The 23,882-nt window shown below is 38.6% G+C and carries 22 protein-coding genes; 2 read left to right on the top strand and 20 right to left on the bottom strand.

From position 1 onward, the window contains the following. Positions 1-33 precede the first annotated feature (33 nt). From ND6B_RS09825 to ND6B_RS09875, 11 genes are all read right to left on the bottom strand, one after another. A complete protein-coding gene (locus ND6B_RS09825; protein ID WP_028835250.1) occupies positions 34-1,356 on the bottom strand; it encodes a Na+/H+ antiporter family protein in 1,323 nt (440 codons plus the stop codon). Next, entirely contained in the window at positions 1,353-3,326 is a 1,974-nt protein-coding gene (locus ND6B_RS09830) for a transglutaminase TgpA family protein (RefSeq protein ID WP_033103498.1), read from the bottom strand. Before ND6B_RS09830 ends, ND6B_RS09825 begins: the two co-directional genes overlap by 4 nt. Beyond that, the gene (locus ND6B_RS09835) at positions 3,319-4,308 is read right to left on the bottom strand and encodes a DUF58 domain-containing protein (RefSeq protein ID WP_033103454.1); all 990 of its coding nucleotides are present in this window, start codon (positions 4,306-4,308) and stop codon (positions 3,319-3,321) included. The genes ND6B_RS09830 and ND6B_RS09835 overlap by 8 nt, the downstream gene beginning before the upstream one ends. Before the next feature lie 4 nt (positions 4,309-4,312). Further along, positions 4,313-5,218 carry an AAA family ATPase gene (locus ND6B_RS09840; protein ID WP_033103453.1) on the bottom strand — a complete coding sequence of 302 codons (906 nt, stop codon included), beginning with the start codon at positions 5,216-5,218 and terminating at the stop codon, positions 4,313-4,315. 8 nt (positions 5,219-5,226) lie between these two features. Beyond that, on the bottom strand, positions 5,227-5,610 hold the full coding sequence (locus ND6B_RS09845; protein ID WP_013464929.1) for a response regulator: 384 nt from the start codon (positions 5,608-5,610) through the stop codon (positions 5,227-5,229). Positions 5,611-5,966: 356 nt separating this feature from the next. Beyond that, positions 5,967-6,392, bottom strand: coding sequence for a DUF1090 domain-containing protein (locus ND6B_RS09850; RefSeq protein WP_024602506.1), 426 nt, complete (start codon positions 6,390-6,392; stop codon positions 5,967-5,969). A 27-nt stretch (positions 6,393-6,419) separates the two neighbouring features. Continuing rightward, positions 6,420-7,388, bottom strand: coding sequence for an ATP-dependent 6-phosphofructokinase (locus ND6B_RS09855; RefSeq protein ID WP_033103452.1), 969 nt, complete (start codon positions 7,386-7,388; stop codon positions 6,420-6,422). Positions 7,389-7,579: 191 nt separating this feature from the next. Beyond that, positions 7,580-8,152: a tRNA-(ms[2]io[6]A)-hydroxylase gene (locus ND6B_RS09860; protein WP_013464932.1), complete on the bottom strand. Its 573-nt coding sequence runs from the start codon at positions 8,150-8,152 to the stop codon at positions 7,580-7,582. 74 nt (positions 8,153-8,226) lie between these two features. Continuing rightward, positions 8,227-8,859, bottom strand: coding sequence for a sulfotransferase (locus tag ND6B_RS09865; RefSeq protein WP_033103451.1), 633 nt, complete (start codon positions 8,857-8,859; stop codon positions 8,227-8,229). A 6-nt stretch (positions 8,860-8,865) separates the two neighbouring features. Further along, positions 8,866-9,765: a substrate-binding periplasmic protein gene (locus tag ND6B_RS09870; RefSeq protein ID WP_033103450.1), complete on the bottom strand. Its 900-nt coding sequence runs from the start codon at positions 9,763-9,765 to the stop codon at positions 8,866-8,868. 6 nt (positions 9,766-9,771) lie between these two features. Further along, positions 9,772-10,140 carry an MAPEG family protein gene (locus ND6B_RS09875; protein ID WP_033103449.1) on the bottom strand — a complete coding sequence of 123 codons (369 nt, stop codon included), beginning with the start codon at positions 10,138-10,140 and terminating at the stop codon, positions 9,772-9,774. A 120-nt stretch (positions 10,141-10,260) separates the two neighbouring features. Here ND6B_RS09875 and ND6B_RS09880 point away from each other — a divergent pair, with 120 nt between their 5' ends. Next, positions 10,261-11,622 carry a DUF2254 domain-containing protein gene (locus ND6B_RS09880; protein WP_033103448.1) on the top strand — a complete coding sequence of 454 codons (1,362 nt, stop codon included), beginning with the start codon at positions 10,261-10,263 and terminating at the stop codon, positions 11,620-11,622. 85 nt (positions 11,623-11,707) lie between these two features. On the opposite strand, the gene ND6B_RS09885 is transcribed toward ND6B_RS09880, so the two are convergent. From ND6B_RS09885 to ggt, 3 genes are all read right to left on the bottom strand, one after another. Continuing rightward, positions 11,708-12,418 (bottom strand): SIMPL domain-containing protein, encoded by a 711-nt coding sequence (locus ND6B_RS09885; protein ID WP_033103447.1) that lies wholly within the window; start codon positions 12,416-12,418, stop codon positions 11,708-11,710. 112 nt (positions 12,419-12,530) lie between these two features. Then, entirely contained in the window at positions 12,531-14,225 is a 1,695-nt protein-coding gene (locus tag ND6B_RS09890; RefSeq protein ID WP_033103446.1) for an NAD-dependent malic enzyme, read from the bottom strand. A gap of 368 nt (positions 14,226-14,593) precedes the next feature. Beyond that, on the bottom strand, positions 14,594-16,372 hold the full coding sequence (gene ggt / locus ND6B_RS09895; protein ID WP_033103445.1) for a gamma-glutamyltransferase: 1,779 nt from the start codon (positions 16,370-16,372) through the stop codon (positions 14,594-14,596). A 97-nt stretch (positions 16,373-16,469) separates the two neighbouring features. Here ggt and rrtA point away from each other — a divergent pair, with 97 nt between their 5' ends. Further along, entirely contained in the window at positions 16,470-17,063 is a 594-nt protein-coding gene (rrtA, locus tag ND6B_RS09900; RefSeq protein ID WP_033103444.1) for a rhombosortase, read from the top strand. Positions 17,064-17,100: 37 nt separating this feature from the next. On the opposite strand, the gene ND6B_RS09905 is transcribed toward rrtA, so the two are convergent. From ND6B_RS09905 to purE, 6 genes are all read right to left on the bottom strand, one after another. Then, positions 17,101-19,602 (bottom strand): S9 family peptidase, encoded by a 2,502-nt coding sequence (locus tag ND6B_RS09905; protein WP_033103443.1) that lies wholly within the window; start codon positions 19,600-19,602, stop codon positions 17,101-17,103. Between the two features lie 105 nt (positions 19,603-19,707). After that, the gene (locus ND6B_RS09910; protein ID WP_033103442.1) at positions 19,708-20,877 is read right to left on the bottom strand and encodes an endonuclease/exonuclease/phosphatase family protein; all 1,170 of its coding nucleotides are present in this window, start codon (positions 20,875-20,877) and stop codon (positions 19,708-19,710) included. Then, entirely contained in the window at positions 20,877-21,806 is a 930-nt protein-coding gene (locus tag ND6B_RS09915; protein ID WP_033103441.1) for a YeiH family protein, read from the bottom strand. Before ND6B_RS09915 ends, ND6B_RS09910 begins: the two co-directional genes overlap by 1 nt. 4 nt (positions 21,807-21,810) lie before the next feature. Further along, entirely contained in the window at positions 21,811-22,035 is a 225-nt protein-coding gene (locus ND6B_RS09920) for a DUF2798 domain-containing protein (protein WP_013464944.1), read from the bottom strand. A gap of 69 nt (positions 22,036-22,104) precedes the next feature. Next, positions 22,105-23,250, bottom strand: a complete 1,146-nt coding sequence (locus ND6B_RS09925) for a 5-(carboxyamino)imidazole ribonucleotide synthase (RefSeq protein ID WP_033103440.1) — start codon at positions 23,248-23,250, stop codon at positions 22,105-22,107. Positions 23,251-23,252: 2 nt separating this feature from the next. Beyond that, complete coding sequence (purE, locus tag ND6B_RS09930) at positions 23,253-23,735, bottom strand: 5-(carboxyamino)imidazole ribonucleotide mutase (protein ID WP_013464946.1); 483 nt, start codon at positions 23,733-23,735, stop codon at positions 23,253-23,255. Positions 23,736-23,882: the final 147 nt, after the last annotated feature.

Raw genomic sequence — 23,882 nt, 5'->3', positions numbered from 1 at the left:
AAAAAGGCGTGCACAAAGCACACCTTTTAAAAATTAAAGTACCATAGCGGCTATCCAGCCGAATACCAATAGCGGTAAATTAAAGTGAATGAAGGTTGGTACCACTGAATCCCAAATATGATCGTGCTGACCATCAGCATTAAGGCCGGAAGTTGGCCCTAATGTAGAATCAGATGCAGGGGAGCCGGCATCACCTAATGCGCCAGCAGTACCAACAAGTGCAGCGGTTGCCATAACGGAAAAGTTTAGCTCTAAACATAAAGGAACAAATAAGGTGGCAATAATAGGCACCGTTGAAAACGAGCTGCCAATTCCCATCGTTATAAATAAGCCGACTAATAAAATTACAGCCGCAGCCATCGGCTTATTACCATCAAAAATGGCGGCGCTACTGTGAACTAAGCTGGCTACGTGTCCGGTTTCTTTCATGACCGCGGCAAAACCTTGTGCTGAGATCATAATAAAGCCAATCATTGCCATCATTGCCACGCCTTTACTAAATACGTCGCCGTTTTCTTCCCACTTAACCACACCAAATACACTAAATATAACCACGCCAACTAGGCCGCCTAATATCATAGAGCCACTGGCATTTTGAGCAATTAACGACGCAACAACAGCAAATAAACCAACCATCATTACTTTTTTGGGGTTATCAATTTCTGTTTGTTTACTCTCAACGGTAAGGGCGGTATTTGTATATTCTCGGCGTTTTCTATAAGTAATAAACAGCGCAATTAACAACCCCACGAACATGCCAATAGCAGGAATAATCATTGCCAAAGGTACGCTGGTATTGACTATTTCAAGGCCATTATCCACTAGGTTTTTATGTAATATAGAGTATAAATAAATTCCACCAAACCCATAAGGGAGTACCATATACGAGGTGGCTAAACCAAAGGTTAAAATACAAGCAATAGCGCGTCTGTCTAATCGCAATTTGTTAAACACCACTAATAACGGCGGAATTAGAATAGGAATAAACGCAATATGAACAGGGACTAAATTTTGTGATGAAATAGCACAAATCAAAATAATAAACAGGATAAAATAGCTGAGCAGGCTTTCGCTTGAGCCAGTTTGTGCGTTAACTTTTGCCAATAACTTCGCGGCTAAAATACGTGTTAGGCCTGACTTAGAAATTGCCACGGCAAATGCGCCCAACATAGCATAACTTAAAGCAATCTCGGCACCTGACGATAATCCTGAATTAAATGCATCGATGCTTTCTTTCAATCCCATGCCAGCGGTTAATCCGGCAACCAGTGCACTTATCGTCATTGCAACAATCACATTTACACGGACTAAAGTGAGTCCAAGCATTAAAATAACGCCGATAATAACTGCGTTCATAGATTTCTCTGTTTTGTAGATTTAATTAATTTTATCAGATCTTTAGCCTGATTTTTACGTTCTTTAGTAAATGGATGCCTTGCATAGCGCACTTGCTTAAATAACTCACAAAAAGCGGTTATTTGTTGCTCTGCATGGGGCGCTTGATTGCTAATGTGTTCTAAAGTTTGGGTTGGCGTGGCATTTTCAGGATAGCTAATCGCGTGTTTATTAGCCCAACGAATAATTTCATAAAATTCACTTACCAGTGGCGGTTGCTTTGTTGAGGCTTTAGGTCTGTTTAAATAAATAAAGTAAGCCGTAAAACTCAAAATTAAAATAATAATAACCCCAAATGGCACCAGCCAAATAAACTTATTACCAAATAAGGTAGCAAATAAATCTTGTTGCTTGTCTTTATCAAACCCAAGCACCCAACTAGACCATTGATAATCTAAGTTTTCTAATTCAAGTCTAAGCCAATTAATGGCGGCATAGTTACTTAAACTAACGAGTCCAAAGCTAATATTATTTTTAAATTCGTCATTAAGGGTGGTACTTTGTGACAAGGAGCCGTTTAACCGTTCGGGTGCGACAACCGCTGTGGCATCAAATACTTTCCAACCGGCACCGGTATATACTTCAACCCAGGCATGCGCATCGTATTGACGAATAGTCATATAATCACTGTTTTTATTTAGCTCGCCTCCTAAATAGCCACTGACAACACGCGCAGGAATACCTGCACTTCTAAAAATAAAGGCGGCGGCACTGGCATAATGCCCGCAAAAACCGCGTTTATTATCAAACATAAACTGATCGAGCGTATTTTCGCCGCGCATGGGGGTGGGTGTAAGTGTATAGCTAAATTCATTTTTTGAAAAATAGCTTAAAAGTCGATTAAAAAATTCATCGGCATTGGCGCTATTATTTTTTAATTGTTGCGCTAACTGCTGAGATTTTTGATTATTACTAACAGTTAATTGGCTATAAAACCGCTGTTGGGACTTATTAAGCGATGTACTAGATAACGGTTCACTATTAACTGCATATTGTAAAACCTTGGATTTATATTGTTGTTTTCGTAATAAACCTAAAGTATTGGCAATAACATTGGGGCTTTCACTGCTTGAAAAACCAAGCCCATATAGCCAATCTGAAATAGCAGGCTCAGCTATAACCGTATACTGAGCCTCATTTTCACTCGTGCTTTTTTTAGCGGGTAATATCAACGCTTGCTTTAAAAAGGAGGATGTTTTCCACGCTGCACCATCAAATTCATCATGTACAATAGCGCGCCAATAATAGGGCGTAGGGGGTGGTGTACCATTAAATTTTGCTCTAAATACCAGTTCATCAGAATTTGATAACTTAGCTATATCAAACGGATCGACTTGCTCAGATAATCCTGTTTGTGCCATTTTTGGACCAGGTAGTTGCCAAAATGCCGGAAGTTTAGGTAAAAATAATAAAAGTATTACGGCTAAAGGAAAAGCCAGTAGCATAATTTTAGCACTTTGTTTTGAAGAGAGTTTTAAGCTATGACTAGACTCTAATAACCCTAGCACCGCAAAGTTTAAAATATAGAAGGTGCTTATAACTAAGGTAGTAAAAATGGTTTGGCTAAACAGATACACCGCTGAGAGTGAAAAGAACGTAAGGGTAATGATCAATTGGTAATGCTGTTTTGATTTTGCCTGCAATAATTTAAAAACACACGACAATAACAGCATGGCTACAAACAATACGACGGTATCTTTAAAGCCTATGCTGCTTAGCATAATAATTAATGCAATGGCGGCCAATCCATTAGCAAACCACGCGTTGGGTTTCTGCTTTTGTTTAACTGTTAAATAAACATTCCAGCCACATAACACGCTAAGCATTGCAATAAAGGGCAGGGGTAAGTGCTCTGTAAAAAAACTGACTAGCCCTAAATAAATAAACGATAGAGCAAAGTTAATAACGCGATGGTTTTTAATCTCATTCATTATCATTACCGACTTGGCTTAACGCTTGTAAACAGCGCTGATGATGCAGCTTGCCTGAATTGGTGGTGATTAATTTATTAGGAAGTTTTAGAGAATAATTAATATCACTTTCAAATGCTTGGCAAACTAAAAAACAGAGTTGCCCTAAACGCTGTTCGGTATCGCCCGTGACTAAGTTAAAATCGAATTGTGCATCCGCTGATTTAAAATCACTAAATTGTTTTACAAGTAATTGCTGTGTTTTTGCATAGTGCTTCCATGATATTCGCTGTAACCCCATTTCTGGCAAATGAGTAATTAAACTTTCAAATTCATCATCACCTTTATGTTTTTCAGTGCCTTCATCGGTATTATTTGCAACTAAGTTTTGGTGTTTTTGATTTGTTGTTTTAATTATTGACGGATAAACATACACTGCTTTATTCGGTTGTATATAACTCCACACACTGACTAAACCAAAGGGGTAATTACTGGCAATTTTTATTGGCTTTAACTTGTAACAGCCTCGCTTGGTGTAAGGTAATGATAATTGGCATTTTATTACTTCATTTTTAACGCGCGTAATGTAACACGCATTTTTTAAATCCTTGGGGTAACTCAATGTAATTGATTGGCAAGGATCATCGGCTTCTATTTGCCAAACTAGCTGTGGTGTCTGAGGCGCAAAACTGTCAATGGCGTATTTAAAGCTGACAGTTAAACCTCTGGCATTACTGTAGCCCAATAACAATGCAAAAATTATAATCACAAACATTAAATAAGCCATAAACAGAATTAAATTATTTTGATAATTAATCCCCATTACAAAATTTAATGATGCAACAACGCTAAAGTAAACGCCAAGCGTGGATGGTAAAACATAAATAGTATTATGTTTTAAGGTGATGCTATTTTTTTTGTGCTTATTTTTTAATAAGGCCGTTAAAATCGCGCTTTTTATATCGTGAATAAAAGTAGGGCGCTTAAATTTATAAATACGTATTTACCTAAACGGGCACTAAAACATGTTTTAAAATGGCCGCTATTTGTGTATAGCCCGCATCACTATGTAAACCTAATCGATGCTGACACACACTTGAAAATACAGCCTGTACATCTTCGGGTAATACGTAGTCACGGCCTTCAATATAGGCCCACGCTTTGGCCGATTTAGCCAACGCCATACTGGCTCTTGGGGAAAGCGAAGTCGTTAATGTTTGAGACTCACGAGTATAAGTCACTAACTCAATTATATAATCAACCACTGGCGAACTTAGCGTGATATTTGATATTGCATCTTGAATTTGCTTAAGTTGATGTTGTTCAATTCGCTGCGGTAACTGCGAATAATCACGTTTTTGATTATTTAACAGTAACCGTTTTTCTGCATCTTTAGGTGGAAATCCTAAACTAATTCGCATTAAAAAACGATCTAGTTGTGATTCTGGTAACGGGTATGTACCTGCCTGATATAATGGATTTTGAGTCGCTATTACAAAAAATGGAGTAGGGAGCGGGTACTTGTCTCCATCTAGTGTTACCTGATGTTCTTCCATCGCCTCCAATAAAGCACTTTGTGTTTTAGGACCTGCGCGATTTATTTCATCAGCGAGCACCACTTGGCTGAAAATCGGGCCTTTATGAAATGAAAAACTATGTTCATTATTATTAAATATATTGGTGCCAATAATATCAGCGGGCAATAAATCGCTGGTAAATTGTATACGCTGATAAGATAACCCCAGTACTGCAGCTAATGCATGCGACAAAGTGGTTTTTCCCATGCCGGGTAAGTCTTCAATTAGTAAATGGCCTTCACTAAATAAACAGGCTAACGCTAATTTTATTTGTTGTTGTTTACCAAATATAACGGTAGATAGGTCATCAATTATTGTCGTAACAATGTGCTGCATAATTTCCTTTAATCTATGAGTTCTAAACGTTTCATTACCGCATCAACTTTTTGCGCGTTAAAGGGCTTGGCTATAAATTCTTTTGCGCCTAGCTCCCAGGTATTTTGCACTGTTTCAAAGCTATTGTGGCCTGAACACATAACAACATGTGCATGAGGGTGTTCGTTGTTAATCGACTCTAAAATTTCAATGCTTTCAGAATCAGGTAAATCAACATCTAAGAATATAACGTTGGGTGATTTTTCAATAAGCAGAGGTTTAGCACAATTAAAATTATCGCACTCAATAATGTCATCAAAACCTAAACCGGCTAATACTTGGCTTAAATCAGCGCGGATCTGTTTAACATCATCAATAATTAAAATTGGTTCGAGTGGGCGTACAAATTCCATATGAATACTTCAATGTTTTTTACGGCTTGTGCTTTAATATTAAGCTAAGCATTAAGGAACCTCAAGGTGATAACTATGAATAACTATAATAGTTGTTTAAAGCCACTTAATGTCCGATACCGTCTAGTATTGGACTTAGTAAGCTTGAAGCTTTTAAAATAGAGCGCTGCTTATGCATAGGTATATTACTGCCTATAATTTATATTATGTTAAATAGCATATATATGTACTTAAGCAAACTAACTATCGGCAATTACGTCACTTATAAACATGGTATTTTAGCCCTTTTATCGCATATTATTTATATTTAGTAATATGCTCTACTTTATTAAATATAAAAACGCTGTAATGACATTTTAATTAATCAAACTATTTAGCTCATCAATTAATTGCTTAAGCTGTTTAGTTTCGTCGTTTAGCTTTTGCTGATACTTTTCAACTTTGTCATGCTTACCTTGGCGCTTAGCTTTTTTAAGATCGGTTTTATATTCTTCAATTTCGCTATTGGTATCATCTATTTTTTGTTGTAACTCTGCTTTTAATCCATCCTGGGTGCAGTATTCGTTTATATTATTGAGTGCTTTATTAAGACCTGCAGCTTGGTGTGAATTACCTTGGCGTTTTGCAGTTAATAACTGGTGGTTAACTTCACAGGCTTTTTTCGCACACCCCGTTAAATCTGCACAATCATCTTTGGCCAATACGACTGTTGAACCGGCAAATAAAAAACTTATTGTAATACCTTTAATAATCGTCATTTTAGAGTTTTTATTATCTCGCATTGGTCATTATTCCTCTTTAATTCATTGTTAGCGGCAAAATACAGATAACAGCCCTTGCAGCTCTTCATTTATAACATGTTGTTTTACAACATCTTGCATAGGAGTATTTGATACTTTGTTATTTAAAATACCCACCATTTTAGCGCTTTCTCCAGCACATAAAGCCTTAACACTGTGTACGCCTAATCTTATTGCTAACATACGATCCGCTGCAGATGGATTACCGCCGCGTTGTAAGTGCCCTAGCTTAGTTACGCGCAAATCTATACTGGGATTAACGGTACTTATTTTCTCACATATATGCTCAACGCCAATTTCATCACCTTCAGATACCACCACAATAAAAGCATGCTCACTGTGATAATCACTAATTTTATTCACTAAATAAGTTATGTCTTCATCACTTTCAGGTATTAATATCGAATCGGCGCCAGAGGTTAAACCGGCATAAGTGCCAATATAACCAGAATCACGTCCCATTACTTCAATAACAAACACCCTATTATGTGATTCTGCAGTATCTCTAATATTATCAATACATTGCATTGATGTGTTTACTGCTGTATCAAACCCTAAGGTGTAATCTGTACCCGCAATATCATTATCAATAGTGCCTGGAATGCCTATATACGGTATGTTAGTAATTTGTGATAACCATAAACACCCTCTAAATGAGCCATCTCCACCTATCACAATTAAAGCGTCAATATTATTATGTTCAATTGTAGCTAGTGCTAGATTTCTACCGGCGTCACCTCTAAATCTTTCACTACGCGCTGTTTTTAACACAGTACCACCTAAGTGCATGGTTTGTTGTAGGCTTTTGCAATCAAGTGTCACTAAATCATTATCAATTAAACCCTCAAACCCTTTTCGAACGCCCGACACTTTTATTCCATGTTGTTGAGCGGTTTTTACTATGGCAAATAATGCGGTGTTCATCCCAGGCGCATCGCCCCCTGAGGTTAAAACGGCAATGTGTTTAATTGGTTGCATCGGTTCACATCCTTCGACAAGCTAAACTTTAATAATTCATAATAGCTGTTTATGAGTAGGCTGTGTAAAGTAAGCGCAGTAAAGTTGATCTACTTAGGGTTTATTTGATTGTTTAATTAGTATGAAGGGAGCAGTTATAAATTGAAAAGTTGGTATGTTACTTTTGCTTTTAAAACAACATACCGTAATTTTTAATGAAGAGCCGCTGTAAAAGGAATGTTTTTACAAATTTCGGCTTCTATTGTTAGTAGCTCGTCTAAGCGTTCGTCAACTTCTTGCTTATCAAAGTATTCGTAGGCGAGTTCCACAAATAAATTTTTATGTTTTTCTTCTGATTTAGCAATTGCGACATAAAAATCTTTTTCTTTTCCTTCAGGTAGTGCCTCGGCAACTAAAGAAAAACGTTCATGTCCCCTCGCCTCAATTACCCCACCTACTAATAGTCTGTCCATTAAAAAACCGTCACGACCATGCCTAAAGTGTGCACGAATTTGTTTAATGTATGGATCTTTTTTATCATCACCCAAATTAGTATCGCGTTCAATTAATAGTTTAAGCACTTGTTTAAAATGAATTAACTCTTCAAGAGCTAAGTCAGTCATGGCTTTAACTAATTTACGCTTATCCGGATAATGTGAAAGCATTGACATAGCCATGCCAGATGCTTTTTTCTCAGCAGCAGCGTGGTCTTGTAAAAAGGTTTCGAAGTCAGCTAAAACAACTTCGGTCCATTCAAATGGCGTGTGGTATTTTAATTCAAACATAGGGATACAACTTATAAAATAATGCGTGGATTTTAGCGTATTTAAAAATAAAAATCTTTGATCGCGATTTAAATTTAACTTTCATAAGGCAAAAACTTATCAATCCGCCCTTTCGACGTTGACTCAATTTTTAATGGGTGCTTTATATCATTCCATGCAGTGACTTTACCGCCCATGTTCATTTTTTCAAAGCCAGCTAAGCTGCTGGTAATATTTAAAAACTCACATAGCTTATTAAAACTCTCGGGATTTGCTATATCAATGGCTAAAAAATCATTAGGCCGGTCAGCAAAGTAAGCATTAGCACTATTAAAGTGAGTGTTATAACAATTAGTTAAATATTCACCCTGATTAATGTTTTCGAGTGAAAAATCACTAAACGTATTTAAGTAACAGCGCTTTAAATGAATATTAAAGCCCCCATCAGCACGCGTTAAATTAGTATGCATACGCACTAAAAGCTGTTTGATTGAAGGCAGCCACGCGCTAAGTTCTCGCTTTAAATATACAAATTTAGAACCTGGGTAATATTTATCTAATGTTTGATAATCGTTAAATACAGGTGTGTCTGCGATAGCCACCGCATTTTCAAAACAAGCGTTAGTGTAAGCAGTATGGGCAGTAGGTATACCAAAATCTAAAAATGCATTACATACGCTAGTCGTCCCAGTGCGTGGTAAACCAATAATAAATATTTTTTGTGTCATGGCGTTTTAAATGTCTTTTTCTGAAAACCAAAGTGATGCATCATTAAGGGGTGTTAATGCGGGTAACTGATTGTTTTTTAATTTAATGATAATTTTATTTTTTATATCTGCATGCTCAATCGCACTGCGATGATAAGCCTTAAACAAACGATCAAACTCACCGTTTTTACGCATAATAGCTAAGCCTTTCTCAACCGCTTGCGCTATTTCGGGTTTTTCTTTACTAAAAAAGAAGTAGATTGCACTTGGGTATTGCAACAATAAGTGTGGCACTATTGTGAGGTTAGCACCGGCTTCATCTTTAAAGGTATTGAGCTCAGTTTCAACCTCTAACACAGAACGAGGAAATACATCACCTCGGCCTTTTATCAACATATTAAATAACGAACTATATTCGATTGATGTCGATACAGTTAAACCGTTGTCCTGCAGTATTTGTGTGTCAGGCCAATCATGCCCTTGAATAAAGTGTATGCTTTTAAAGTCGCTAAGGGTATTGATGTTTAATAAGGTATTCACTTTATCCTGTGTAGTTACCAAAACACGCCACCCATATAACCCCTTAAATATAGGCACTCTAACGGGTAGTAATTGTTGCTCACGCTGTTTAGAGGTCATGGTCCAAGCTACGTTTATTTCATCATTATGAAGAATTTGCTTTAACGCGCGGCTCTGTGGCATCGAAATAGTTGAGGGTTGTAATGTAAAATTTTCTCCGCTGAATTGCAGAGCTGTTCTTAATAGTACTAACGGATATAATATTTCATCTTCACCACTGCGCATTGTTTTGGGGTATACAACATGCAAACTAGAAACGGTGTTTTTGCTATTATTTTCTATTGCCCATGCAAATGATGTCAGCGAACTGAAAAAATAAACACATGTAAAAACAATAGCTAACTGCATAATCGTTTATCTACTCAAAAGTAATAACACCGCGCTTATTATCACAATAGCAAAGGTGATCATCATGCTCAATCCACGTGCCTTTAAATTATTGTTAATAATGGCAGAACCATGAACAACACGGCTGATAAATAATAAACCACCTAGTGCATGCACATAATGACTAGCTAACCCTTGATACTCCAATAAAAAAACTAAAATTAAGCTAATGGGCACGTACTCAATAAAATTACCATGCGCTCGGGTTGCACGTTCAAGCGCGGTATTACTGCCATTACCTAACGAAATCCCTTCGGCTTTACGTATTTTTATAACATTAACACTCAAATAAATATAATAAAGGGCCAATAAGGCCGCATAGCTAGATATGATCACAGTATAGTCCATTTAATTTTTCAGCAATAATAACACATAAGTTAAGCGGTAAATCAGAAGTTTTATCATGAACTATGCTAGAGTAATTTATACATTGGAATAGTAATAAGTAAGGATAATATGTATTTAAGAACAAAAATCACCAATCACTATCGTGAAATAATAAACAGTATTGGCTTTTATCCCTCACTCCTGTCTGTTGCGTTTTTAATTTTTGCTGTACTCACTATGTCTGTTGAATATTTAGCCCCTATTAAGCAATTTAAATCATTAATCTCATTTGTATTAGTAGACAGTGCAGAAAACGCACGAACCATATTAAGCACCTTAGCTGGCAGTATTATTTCGTTAACCGTATTTAGTTTTTCTATGGTGATGGTGGTTTTAAATTCAGCCAGCGCTAGCTTGTCACCCAGAGTCGTTCCTGGGCTTATTACCCGTAAATCGCATCAAATGGTATTAGGGTTTTATTTAGGCAGTATTATTTATTCTATTATAATGCTCATTAATATTAATAAGTTAGATAACGGAAATACGGCAATACCCTCATTAGGGGTACTCTTTGCGTTAATTTTTGGTTTGATTTCTTTGGGCTTGTTCGTTTTTTTTATTCACTCTATTTCAAAAGCAATTCAGGTTGATAACGTATTAAATGGTTTATTTAGACAAACCAAACAAGAGATCCAAGACATCATCAACAAACAAGGCGATAACCCCGTTGATAACTTTCCTGAATTTTCAAATTGGCATTCAATAAAAAGTACTACTGAGGGTTACTACAAAGGGGTTCACACAAATAAGCTGTGTGCTATTTTGGCTGAAGAAAAAATAGAACTTTTTATTACCGTTAAGCAAGGTTACTTTACCGTTAAAGGCTACCCGTTCTTCAAGTGTAATAAAGACATTTGTGAAAACGAAGAGTTAATAGAGAAAATTTTAGACTGCTTTATTTTTTATATAGAAGAATACATTAGCGATCATTACCGTTATGGATTAACCCAAATTTCTGAAATTGCTGTAAAAGCAATGAGCCCAGGGATTAACGATCCGGGCACAGCGGTTAAAGCTATTGATATGCTGAGTATTTTATTGATTGCTCGCCTAAAGATTAATGCGATTAACTACGCGTGTTATCAACCAGAAGAAGCCCCTTTACTCTATTTTCATGAAACCAGTTTTGATGAATTACTGCACGATAACTTCACTCCTTTGCGCAATTATGCCAAAGCAGATGCCTATGTAATGACCAATGTTATTGAAGCATTTAAAAATATTTTGTTTATTGCCAACGAGGATGTTGAAGCTCGAAACAGTGTGTTTAATTATTTAGGTGCCATTGTTGATGATATTAATCAGCACATTTGTAATGAGTATGACCGACGAGAAATTAGAAATATGCTACAAGCAATAGTGCGAATTAGTGAGTTACAAGGTAAGCAGTTGGTGGCACGTTTTGAGCAGCACCGACCTATTAGCGAGTAAGCTCTGTAGAGCTATTTATTCTGCCGAGGGACTAAGAGTTATCGCCCTCGGCAGCGCCTATTTGGCATTGAAAGATCATCAAACCCTAATCTATATAATAAATTGCATAGCTTGACGCGCTAATTGTAATTTCACCCGCATGATAGGCATCAGGGACATAATTACCAGGTGCACTGTCTGCCATCATTACTTTTTCACTGCGCATGTACGGTGTAGATGGCATATCAAGCGGGGTTAACGACGCGCTATATAAGCCTTTTAACTCTACATCAAAGTCGTCACTTAGCTCTTTTGCCGCGACTATGGCTTGTTTAATTGCCATTTTTTGTGCTTTTTTATGCAGCTCATCGTAGTTGCTAGCTAAAAATTGCGTTTGTCTAATTTCATTAATGCCATTATTAACTAAGCTCTGTAATAATTCAGGGTATTTATTAATTGCAGAAAGTTTAATGGTGAGCGTTCTTGATACCTTAAAGCCTGTAAACTCTTGTTTACCTGTTTCACGATTATATTGGTTATCACGGTATATAGAAATTTGACCGGCATTAATATCCGCATCATCTACCCCTAGTTTTTTTACTAAACTTATTGCACTGGCCATAGTGGTATCGGTTTGTTTTTTTGCTGCAATTAAGTCTTTATCTATTTCAGTAATGCCCACCGTTAATAAAACATGATCCGGCATCGTCGTTAGTGAAGCTTCACCTTTAACATAAATATGCGGCTCTTCTGGGGCGTTGCTCGCATAAGCTGATGTACTGAGTAATGCGGCGGTTAAAATCGAAAGCGTTTTCATAAGTCTATCCTTTTAAATTTGATTGCCTCAGTTAACACCTTATGCGGTTAATTAAAGATGAACAAGCATAAAAAAACAGGCAAAAGCCTGTTTTTTTTAATCTCTACTGTAATTAAATGCTGCAACGTTTGTAGTTACGATATTTTGGTAACCAGTAGTTTTTGTCGATGGCTGCCCACAGCGCATCGTCTGAAATTTCAAGGGCTACGCCCTCTTCAATTGCCTTTTTAGCCACTGCAAACGCAATACGTTTACTAAGCGTTTCAATTTCAGTCAGTGGCGGTAGTAAGCTGCCTTTACCTGTATTAGCTAAAGGTGACGACTCAGCCAACATTTCGCTCGACATAATTAGCATCGCATCGGTAATACTCGTTGCTTTGGCGGCAATAACACCTAAACCAATACCTGGGAAAATATAGCTGTTGTTACATTGAGGAATTGGGTAAGTCACGCCGTTATAAACAACTGGGTCGAATGGGCTGCCAGTTGCAACAATTGCTTTGCCATCGGTCCATTTAATTACATCTTCTGGGTAGGCTTCTACTTGTTTAGATGGGTTACTTAACGGGAAAATAATTGGCGATTCACATTTAGCATGCATAGCGCGAATGACTTGCTCGGTAAATAAACCAGGTTGGCCAGATACACCAATTAAAATATCTGGTTCAGCACAGTGCATTACATCTAATAATGACGCGTATTCGCCGCTGTAAGTCCAATCTGCTAGGCAGCTCGTTGGTTGCGCTAACATTTGTTGGAAGTCGCGTAAGCCTTGCATACCATCTGTTAATAAGCCAAAACGGTCAACCATAAATACTTGGCTGCGTGCCTGTGCTTCACTGATGCCCTCAGCAACCATAGTGCTAACAATTTGTTCAGCAATACCACAGCCTGCAGAGCCTGCGCCTACAAAAACAACTTTTTGAGTTGATAATTTAGCACCTTTAACACGACATGCTGCTAATAAAGACCCCACAGTGACCGACGCAGTACCTTGAATGTCATCATTAAAGCTACAAATTTCATTACGGTAACGCTTTAATAATGGCATTGCATTAGGCTGAGCAAAATCTTCAAACTGCAGTAACACATTTGGCCAGCGACGTTTAACTGCTTTAATGAATAAGTCTAAAAACTCATCGTATTCGTCTTGTGCAATACGTTTATGGCGAGCACCCATGTACATTGGGTCGTTTAATAATTTTTCGTTATTGGTTCCCACATCGAGCATAACCGGTAACGTATAAGCTGGGCTAATACCGCCACACGCGGTATACAAAGAAAGTTTACCAATTGGAATCCCCATGCCACCAATACCTTGGTCTCCAAGGCCTAAAATACGCTCACCGTCGGTAACAACAATCACTTTTACTTTGCCTTTTGTGGCATTACGTAAAATATCGTCAATGTGAAAGCGATCTTCATAGGAAATAAATAAACCACGGGCACTGCGATAAATATCAGAAAACTTTTCACAGGCATCACCCACTGTTGGGGTGTAGATAATAGGCATCATTTCTTCGATATGATCGCGCACTAAACGGTAATAAAGCGTTTCGTTATTATCTTGAATGGCGCGTAAATAAATGTGCTTATTTAAGTTGTCGTTAAAACTTGAGTATTGTTGGTAACAACGCTCAACTTGCTCTTCTATTGTTTCGTAACGAGGAGGAAGTAAACCAGCAAGATTAAAGTGTTCACGTTCTTTTTGGCTAAAAGCACTTCCTTTATTCAATAGTGGGGTTTCAATTAGGCCTGGGCCAGAATAAGGAATATAAAGATAATTTGGATCGGTATTTGTAGTCATATTTCCAAGCTTTACTGAATCTTAAGTAATGATCTGCCATTATCATTGTTAAAGGCTAAATTGCAATGACATTTAAGCTTGTCAGACCATTGAAAATTTACAAATACAAGCGCTACTTTAGTATAAAGCCACTCATATTTGGTGAATATGTTAGCTGGCTGTTGTGAGTTTATAAAAATTAAAACGGGCATTAGACCAGCGTTTGCTGTGTGCAATGATTACAACAGTGTCAGTTATTTTTAGATTTGCTAATTTTTTACGTTAGTTAACATACTATTTTCAATCAAATAATCATTAACTATTAAGCTGTTACATAAATAACAGCAGGTAATACATTAGCTGCAAACCTGCTGATGATTATACATGTTTTAGAATTTAAATGAGGCTTTATTATTACTTAAATCCGATAATGCCATCCCTTCCCTGCGAGGATCGGCGGCGCCATACAAACGGTTGTTTTTAACTTCTACCGCATGCAGCCCAGAGTTTAAGTCAATCACGCGCACATCATGGCCGCGCTTTTTAAGCTTTGGTACTACCGCTTCAAGTGCAGTGCCTTTCTCTACGCTGGTGTAGTCGTTGCGATTAGTGGTTCGCGGTAAATTAATGGCTTGTTGCGCATTTAAATCCCAATCTAAAACGCCAATAACAACTTGCGCTACATAATCAATAATGCGACTACCACCAGGAGAGCCGACCACTAAACGTAAGCTCCCATCTTGATTAAATACCATCACGGGTGACATTGAGCTGCGCGGACGTTTATGGGCTTCTACTCTGTTAGCCACTAACTTGCCATTTTTACGCGGCGAGAGTGAAAAATCAGTCAGCTGATTATTTAAAATATAACCATTAACCATCACTGTTGATCCAAACGCCATTTCAATAGAGCTGGTCATTGAAACAGCATTGCCTTTGCTATCCACAATTGATACATGCGAGGTAGAGGGCAATTCAAAAGAATCATCATTTGCATAGCTTAAGTGCTCAACAGGGTTGCCTGGCAATGCTTTTTGATCTTTTTCAGTAATTAATTTTGCGCGGGTGGCAATATAGTCTTTATTTAATAACTCTTGAGTAGGTACTTGGGTAAAGTCAGGATCGCCTATGTATTTATTACGATCGGCAAACGCAATACGTGACGCTTGGCTAAAGTAATGAATTGCCTCGGCACTATTGGCTTTAATGTTTGCCATGTCTTTGTGTTCAAGCAAGCCTAAAATTTGTAGTACTGAGATACCGCCACTACTTGGCGGCGCCATCGAGCAGACATTATAAACTCGGTATTTTATACAAACGGGTGCACGCTCTTTACTGCTGTAATTAGCAAGATCTTGCTCAGATAATTTACCAGGCGCAATTTTTGACTGTTGTACTGCTTTTACCATGGCTTTTGCATTATCACCTTTATAAAAAGCATCAATCCCTTGTGAGGCAATGTCTTTGTATAAATTAGCAAGCGGCTGATTTTTTTTAATACTGCCTACTTTGATCACTTCACCATTGGGAAAAAAATACTCATTTATGACCGGCATACTCATAACACCCGGGTTTAACTGCCTAACGAGTAAGCCATGTAATCGTGGAGATACTTCAAACCCTTGTTCAGCAAGCGCAATAGCTGGCTTAAATAAAGTTGCCCATGGCAAATTACCATATTGTTTATGGGCACTGGCAAACGCATGTAAAATACCTGGTACACCTACAGAGCGACCACCTACAACTGCTTCAATCCATTTAACAGCTTTGCCATGTTCATTTAAAAACAGGTTTTCATCGGCATTACTTGGGGCTGTTTCGCGACCATCAAAACTGGTGAGTTTATTGTTAGCTTTGTTGTAATACATCATAAACGTACCACCACCAATGCCTGATGATTGCGGCTCAACTAATGTAAGCACTAATTGAGTGGCAATTGCGGCATCAACGGCGCTTCCGCCTTGGGCTAAAATGGCCTTTCCCGCTTGTGAGGCATAAGGATTTGCAGCCGCAACCATGTATTTATCGCCTGGTACTAATTGCTTTTGTACTACCCCTGTGGCGGCTTCTGGTTCACGGGTTTCAATTTGGCTTGCTTGCTGTGCAAATAAAGGTAAAGACAGTGCACTTAAAGAGAGAGCAAATAAAGAGTTGAGCTTAAAATTCATAATTACTGATTAAACTTAAATTACATGGAAGATAATTGGCATCTTAAAGTTAAACAGGCACAATATGCAAAAATAAATATAAAAAAATGATCATTGAATGCTTAATTTACCCCTTCAGCCGCGATATGTTTTACCTCCTTTGTGTTTAATTGTATTGAGTACGCTCTTAGCATGGCTTGGTATGAACAATGAGCTTGAGTTTAATCGCCCATTAATTGAACAAGGCCAACTGTGGCGTTTATTTACCAGCCAATTTGTACATGCCAACTGGGTACACCTAGGTTTAAATTGTGCTGGTATCGCGCTTATTTGGTTATTACATGGTGAATACACTACACCTAAGCAATACAGCTTTAATATTGCACTCCTTGCGCTTTGGTGTGGCTTGGGGGTTTATTGGTTTTGTCCAACAATCACTATTTATACAGGGCTGAGTGCGCTATTGCATGGCGTGATCGTGTGGGGGGCCATAAAAGATGTCACTGTTGGGTTAAAATCAGGTTATATCTTGTTTATTGGCGTATGGATAAAACTTATTCTTGAGCAAGTTAATGGTCCAAGCGCAGAAATTGGTCAACTTATTCAATCAACGGTGGCCGTTGATGCGCATTTAATTGGCGCAATTGGTGGGGTTTTATTAGCTGTGCCGCTGGTTGTAAAACACATCAAAAACGATAATAAACACAGTTAAAAAACGCCACATAAGTGGCGTTTTTATTTTTAGTCGATTAAAGCGTTTCTTTAAACAGTTTATAAATTCGACGGTATTCATCTAACCAGCTCGAAGGCTGAACAAAACCATGGGGTTCTACTGGGAAGATTGCTGTTTCAAAGTTTTCTTTTTCAAGTTCTATTAAACGCTGTACTAAACGCACTGAATCTTGAAAGAACACATTATCATCAACCATAGGCGCATTTATTAATAAATGCTTTTTAAGCCCTTCTGCATAATAAATAGGTGAACTACGCTCATAGGCAATCGGGTCAACATCAGGGTGATTCAAAATGTTAGCCGTATAACCTGTGTTGTAATGAGCCCAATCAGTCACTGGACGAAGCGCTGCGCCTGATTGAAACAACTCTGGTGCGGTAAATAACGCCATGAAGGTCATAAACCCACCATAAGAGCCACCGTAAGTCCCTACCGCTTGGGTATTAACATTGGCATTATCCGCCATCCATTTTACGCCATCGGCTAGATCTTGTGTTTCAGGTGTTCCCATTTGGCGATAAATAGCCGTTCGCCAATCACGACCATAGCCTTTAGATGCGCGGTAATCCATATCCATTACTACATAACCTTCATCTGCTAGTAATGAATGGAACATAAATTCACGGAAGTAGCCAGACCACCCCATATGTGAATTTTGCAAGTACCCTGCACCGTGGTTAAAAATAACCGCTTTGCGGGTTTTGCCTGTTTCACCCTCTTGGTAATCAGCGGGGTAATAGACTTTGGCGTATATGGGCTGTTCTGTATGACTAGATGGCACAGCAACAATTTTAGGCGCTGTGAGTTTTTTAGCTAAAAACGCATCAGATACCGTATTGGTTAAACGAGTCGCGGTTGTGTTTGCTTTAGCCTCTGCCACATAAAGTTCAGTCGGCATAGTGATTTTAGAATGTCTAAGTAATAACTTAGATTGATCAGGGCTTAAGGTGTAATCCGTCATACCGTTTAAGTCGGTTACTTGCTCACTAACACCTGTTTGTGGATTAACACGGTATATTTCGTAAAGACCCGGATGCTCAATATTCGCTTTATAGTAAATAGCACTATTGTCATCAGTAAGGGTTAAGTCAGACACTTCAAACTGACCTTGTGTTAAAGCCGTAGCCTTGCCATTTAAAGGTTTTTTATAAAGCTGACTGTACCCCGACTCTTCCGATAAATAATACAGCGTGGTTGAGTCATTTAACCAACCAAAGTCGTTAAACGCATACGCAATCCACGCATCGTCATGTAAACGGTGTTGAGATACGAGTTTGTTATTTTCAAAATCAACAGTGGCCAACCAACGATCTTTGTTATCCCATGCTTCAAGCATAATCGCCACTTGGCTGCCATCATCGTTCCAGCTGATAGGCGATTGATCCCATCCCCAGTCTGAAATTACATTAATACCACGCGGTTGTTTCTTAGACTTATACGTTTTGCCTTCGCGGGCATAGTTTTCTTTTTTAACCTCAGCGAGTACATCTTCATCAAAACCAGGCAAGGTATTAAGCCCTAAAGTAGTTTGGCTTTGATCTGCAAGGTTAATATAAACAATTTCAGAAGTTTGCTCTTTAGCGTCAGCTACACGACGGCGAACTTTTTTAGGCTCTATAGTCGCATCATCAGTGATGTAGTTAGGCATAATGTCGCCTTCACCACGCCATGAACTTTTTTCTTGAACAACCACAATTAACGCGTCGCCATTTGGAGAAAGCTGGGCTTCATCAACCGTGTTGCCATCGCCTAAATAGTAATACGTGTTGGCAATTGAGCTATTTTGGGTTTTAACTTGCTCATTTCGCGCATACTTATCTTGTTTGTTTTTATGCTGCAGTGCAATGTAATCAATCAGCTTATGTTGCTCTTTGGCAATATAAGTTGTTGGCTCTTTTATACCTTGTGGTTTGTCAGCCAGCTTTAAATTAGCAATTTCACGGGTTAAACCTGTGGTTAAATCTACTTTAAAAAAGATATTACCTTGGCGATACGCTAAATTACCATCGTTTAAAAATTGTGGTTTTGATTCGGTCGCAGAGCTTTGCGTAATTTGCTTAATTACGCCTGACTGTACGTTTTTAATAAATATGTTGCCTTCAAACACATAAGCTTGAAGTGATTTATCGTTAGAAAAAACAGCTTTACTTGAGCCTACGCTGTGAAGCTGATTTAAAGCCACTTGCTCTGCTGTTTGAGCGTTTACAGCTTGAGTGAATAAATCTCTTAGCTCACTACCTTGTTGTTTACGCGCGTAAATAACGGTACTTGAGTCAGCACTCCAAAATGCACTTTGCGGTTGGCGTCCAATCCAATCAGGGTGAGCCATCGCTTGTTCAAGCGTAATTTTTGAGACACCCATGCCTGCAGGTGTGTTAACAACACTTGCAACCTTGGTATTTGTTTGAATAGCTGAGTCATTAGAAGTTGTGGCGGTTGCTGTACAGCCCGCTAACATAACACTTGACGCAACAGCCATTGCAACAAGTGTTTTAGAAGATGAAAATTTAAAAATCATAGTGCTTCTTGACGGTTATTATAATTAACCGTATTTAAGCAGAAGCATCTTTATAATTGCAATTATTTAAGATAAACAACGCTGATATCGGGGTGAGTAACCCGTTTATTCAACCGTTAAATCAAGCCATACCATACGGTGGTCACTTGATGCGTTTCTATCTTTGATTAAACGGTACAATTCGCTTTGTTTTTTCGGCCAAAATACGCCACCATCTTTAATGGTTAGCCCATAATTTGAAGGCAGAACGTAATCAACGCGTGCCTGCCAATTAGCAGTATAATTTTTAGCATAAGCTTGTGGGTATTGCTCTTTAGCGCCCTCACTGGTTGGAATAAAACCGGCATTAATCATCGGGCTTTTAAGTAACTGATCTGTTGTATTTGTGCGCTTTTTATCGCCCTCAGGGGCGGCATTTAGGTCACCTAAAATCACAAAGCGTGATTTTGCTGCAAGGCCGCCCTTTTTACCGTTATCGTCATACAGGTAACTTTCGTTATTAACGTAATCAGCAATTAATCTAATTTCATCATGATTACGAATGCCGTTTCTGTCTTCATCACCATCAAACACAGGCGGCGTAGGATGCGAGGCTAACATATGAACGACTTTATCATTTACTTTTACCGGTATATCCCAAAACGATTTAGAGCTTAAACGTAAAGCATTCCATTCTTCTTCGTTATACCAATTTGTATTGGTTTTTGGATCTACCGGCATTTTCACATTCGGTAAATCTTTGTGCTTAAACGTTTGCAGGGTTCTGATGTTGTCAAAATCAATGGGGTAACGAGACAAAAACGCCATTGCGTAGTGGCCTTCAAAAAATCCAAAACCTTGCGCATCGCCCATCACACCATTTTTTTTGCCATCGTTGTCTAAATCAAACTCTGTGGCTAAGCCTGTGTTAACTGGTGCAATGTAAACATAAGGGTAATCGATAGCCGCTTGATCATTTTGCCCTACATTTAAGTAATGGGTTTTAAAGTATTCTATCCCTTGTGATTTAGGGACGTAGTCAAATTCATTTAAAAGCACCACATCTGGACGAACGCGTTGAATTATTTCAGCAATATTTTTAATTTGCTGGTGGTCAGAGCGCAGCGCGTTAACTAAGGCATCGCTTTTTACTTTTTCATTTTTAGCGGTGTAATTGGTTGCATCCATACTGACATTAAACGTTGCGACCCGTAATGACTCTGCGTGAACATAGCTTGCTGAAACCAGTGACAATAAAAAGCCACCAATAATTTTAATACCGAGATCATGTCTCATTATATGAATCCATCTATAATTAATAATAAAATAACACTGCTAACCACGATCCAAAGAATCACAGCCATTAAAAACGGTTTAATTCCCGCTTGCTTTAGTACCGATAACGACAAACCACTGCCAATTAAAAACAGTGTCATCACTAGTATTTGCTTCGCTGCAATGTTTATCAACTCCCAATAAGATGAAAGCGACGGCACATAGGTATTAATTAATGCGGCTAATAAAAAGCCTACAATAAATAATGGAATACTCGCCTTTTCATCTGAGCGCATAAACACACCTGCAAGCGTAGTGTATGGAATAATCCACATAGCACGAGTAAGTTTCACTGTTGTTGCTATGCTCAGTGCCACTGCACCGTAGGTAGCCGACGCCCCAACCACACTACTGGTATCATGAATTGCAAGAGCTGCCCATAACCCAAACTGTTCTTGGGTTAGTTCAAAATAGTGTCCAATTGCAGGGAATAATAATAATCCCACGCCGTTGAGTAAAAATACAATACCTAGCGCAACAGCCACTTCATGATCTTTGGCTTTTATAACCGGTGCCATGGCCGCAATAGCGCTACCACCACAAATAGCGGTTCCAAAGGAAATTAACACGCCTGTGTTACGATTAAGTTTAAACACTTGAGTTAAAATTTCGCCAAGCCCAATTATGGCAGTAATACTGACAATTGTTAACACTAAAGAGCTGCGACCAACCTCAATTACCTGATTAAAATCAACAGCAAACCCCAACCCCACAACCGCCAACTTTAGCATCCATTTACTGGCCTTTTGTGATAACTCAGCAAACGGGTTACCCAAGGTAATCGCAAATAACGCCCCCATAACCAAGGCACTACCAGCGCCAAGAAATGGAGTGATGCACAAAGCCAGTAATATTATAAATACAGGTTTATGTAATTTAGCGATAATCATAGCTTTAAGCGCGAATGAGTTTATTAGTCAGTTTGTGGACAACGGGGGCAACAAAAATAACCGTTGGAAAGGCAATACAAAAGGCAAATAACCACGCTTTAAGCCAGATAGATACGATGTTATCGACCATACCAACATTAAATAAAGAAATAACTAACGACATAAAACCTGACATGAAAAGTGCCATAAAAAAGGCAAACACAATAGTACGAAACTTTGGATGGATCATTGAAAAGAACCTTTAGAAGGTAAAGCGATATATTGAAGTTAAGTTCAATTTATCGCTTTGTTTTTTAACTTATAATAGCGATTTGCTGGTAGCTAATACACCGGGGTAATCTTGCTCTGGCAAACACATTGCGAGTTCACCAAGGCGTTCACCTAATTGCTGTAAATTATCAGCAGATACATTAATGTGGCCCATTTTGCGACCAGGTTTTACACTTTTACCGTACCAATGGCTGGTTACATCTGCTGTTTTTAACACATCAGTAGGGATTTGTGCTTGGCCTAATACATTTATCATAGCAGTAGGCTGCTTAATTTGCGTACTACCTAAAGGTAGGCCGGCAACAGCGCGCATATGGTTTTCAAATTGCGAGCAATGTGCACCTTGTTGCGTCCAATGGCCTGAGTTATGAACTCGCGGCGCAATTTCATTAACCAGTAATGTACCTTGCACATCAAAAAACTCAATGGCGAGTACACCAACATAATTAAGCTCATTAGCAATTCGGGTAAATGCCGTTATTGCTTGTTGCTCTAGTTGGCTATTATTGTTTTTACCTGCAACCGAAAGCGTTAACACACCCTCGGTGTGCTCATTTTCAGTTAATGGATAAATAGCAACATGGCCGTGTTTATCGCGTGCACCAATAATAGAGACTTCACGGTCAAAAGGGATCATTTTTTCTGCAATTATGGTGTGCGGAGCGTGCTCAGTGCCTGATGCAATAAAATCAGCCATTTCAGCCCAAATTTGCTCAATTTGATCGTCTGATTTTAAACGCCATTGGCCTTTACCATCGTAACCCGCTTGGCATGTTTTAATGACTAATGGCTTACCAAGTGTTTGAACCGCGAGTTCAAGATGCGCTTTTTCTGTAATTAATTGATATGGCGCGCATGCAACAGCGGTTTTATCTAGGAGCGCTTTTTCAAGCGCACGGTCGCCACCGGTTTTAATGGCTTGTTTGCCCGGATAAAACTTATTGCTATTACAACACTGTGTAAGTACATCATCTGGAATATGTTCAAACTCGGCCGTAATAGCATCAGCGTTTTCTATCGCCTGTTCGAGCGTTGTTGGGTACACTTCATTGGTAAGCGGATGTACAATCTTTTTGCTGCCTACATCATAAGCAACCACATTTAAATTAAGCGGTGCACCAGCTAAGCTCATCATTCGTGCTAGCTGCCCTGCCCCTAAAATTAAAATATTCATGATCACTCTGCAGGATTTGGGTTAGCTAAAACAGTCTCAGTTTGTTCTTTACGGAACGCTTCGATTTTTGCGAAGATTTCTGGATTTTGACATCCTAAAATTTGTGCCGCTAATAAACCTGCGTTTGCAGCACCGGGCTCACCAATAGCAAGAGTACCTACCGCAACACCTTTTGGCATTTGGCAAATAGATAACAGAGAGTCTACACCGTTTAGCGCTTTAGATTTAACGGGTACGCCTAAAACTGGCAGAGATGTAAACGCTGCCGCCATTCCCGGTAAGTGCGCCGCGCCACCTGCGCCTGCAATAATAACTTTAATACCGCGTTCTGCGGCTGAACTTGCGTAATCGGCAAGTAATTGAGGAGTGCGGTGGGCAGAAACCACTTTAGTTTCATACTCAATGCCAAATTTTTCTAGCATAAGGGCGGCGTGTTCCATGGTTGGCCAATCTGATTTAGAACCCATAATAATGCCAACAGTCATAAATACTCCTCAGTAATGTATTTTAAAAATAGCGGACTTATGTCCGGTTTTATGGCGGGTATTATATACTTAAATGCTGCACTAATGCGACCAGCAGGCAATAAAAAAGCCATGTTAAACATGGCTTTTTTTAAACAGCGAAACAAT

This window comes from Pseudoalteromonas sp. ND6B, from assembly GCF_000764215.1.
Lineage (GTDB): Bacteria > Pseudomonadota > Gammaproteobacteria > Enterobacterales > Alteromonadaceae > Pseudoalteromonas > Pseudoalteromonas tetraodonis.
Note: the sequence above shows the minus strand (reverse complement) of the source record. Positions and strands in the feature narration are given on the sequence as shown.

Coding starts and splice junctions, on each gene's coding strand:
- ND6B_RS09825 (WP_028835250.1), bottom strand. CDS start 1,356: ATGAACGCAGTTATTATCGGCGTTATTTTAATGCTTGGACTCACTTTA.
- ND6B_RS09830 (WP_033103498.1), bottom strand. CDS start 3,326: ATGAATGAGATTAAAAACCATCGCGTTATTAACTTTGCTCTATCGTTT.
- ND6B_RS09840 (WP_033103453.1), bottom strand. CDS start 5,218: ATGCAGCACATTGTTACGACAATAATTGATGACCTATCTACCGTTATA.
- ND6B_RS09845 (WP_013464929.1), bottom strand. CDS start 5,610: ATGGAATTTGTACGCCCACTCGAACCAATTTTAATTATTGATGATGTT.
- ND6B_RS09850 (WP_024602506.1), bottom strand. CDS start 6,392: ATGCGAGATAATAAAAACTCTAAAATGACGATTATTAAAGGTATTACA.
- ND6B_RS09855 (WP_033103452.1), bottom strand. CDS start 7,388: ATGCAACCAATTAAACACATTGCCGTTTTAACCTCAGGGGGCGATGCG.
- ND6B_RS09860 (WP_013464932.1), bottom strand. CDS start 8,152: ATGTTTGAATTAAAATACCACACGCCATTTGAATGGACCGAAGTTGTT.
- ND6B_RS09865 (WP_033103451.1), bottom strand. CDS start 8,859: ATGACACAAAAAATATTTATTATTGGTTTACCACGCACTGGGACGACT.
- ND6B_RS09870 (WP_033103450.1), bottom strand. CDS start 9,765: ATGCAGTTAGCTATTGTTTTTACATGTGTTTATTTTTTCAGTTCGCTG.
- ND6B_RS09880 (WP_033103448.1), top strand. CDS start 10,261: ATGTATTTAAGAACAAAAATCACCAATCACTATCGTGAAATAATAAAC.
- ND6B_RS09885 (WP_033103447.1), bottom strand. CDS start 12,418: ATGAAAACGCTTTCGATTTTAACCGCCGCATTACTCAGTACATCAGCT.
- ND6B_RS09890 (WP_033103446.1), bottom strand. CDS start 14,225: ATGACTACAAATACCGATCCAAATTATCTTTATATTCCTTATTCTGGC.
- ggt (WP_033103445.1), bottom strand. CDS start 16,372: ATGAATTTTAAGCTCAACTCTTTATTTGCTCTCTCTTTAAGTGCACTG.
- rrtA (WP_033103444.1), top strand. CDS start 16,470: ATGCTTAATTTACCCCTTCAGCCGCGATATGTTTTACCTCCTTTGTGT.
- ND6B_RS09905 (WP_033103443.1), bottom strand. CDS start 19,602: ATGATTTTTAAATTTTCATCTTCTAAAACACTTGTTGCAATGGCTGTT.
- ND6B_RS09910 (WP_033103442.1), bottom strand. CDS start 20,877: ATGAGACATGATCTCGGTATTAAAATTATTGGTGGCTTTTTATTGTCA.
- ND6B_RS09915 (WP_033103441.1), bottom strand. CDS start 21,806: ATGATTATCGCTAAATTACATAAACCTGTATTTATAATATTACTGGCT.
- ND6B_RS09920 (WP_013464944.1), bottom strand. CDS start 22,035: ATGATCCATCCAAAGTTTCGTACTATTGTGTTTGCCTTTTTTATGGCA.
- ND6B_RS09925 (WP_033103440.1), bottom strand. CDS start 23,250: ATGAATATTTTAATTTTAGGGGCAGGGCAGCTAGCACGAATGATGAGC.
- purE (WP_013464946.1), bottom strand. CDS start 23,735: ATGACTGTTGGCATTATTATGGGTTCTAAATCAGATTGGCCAACCATG.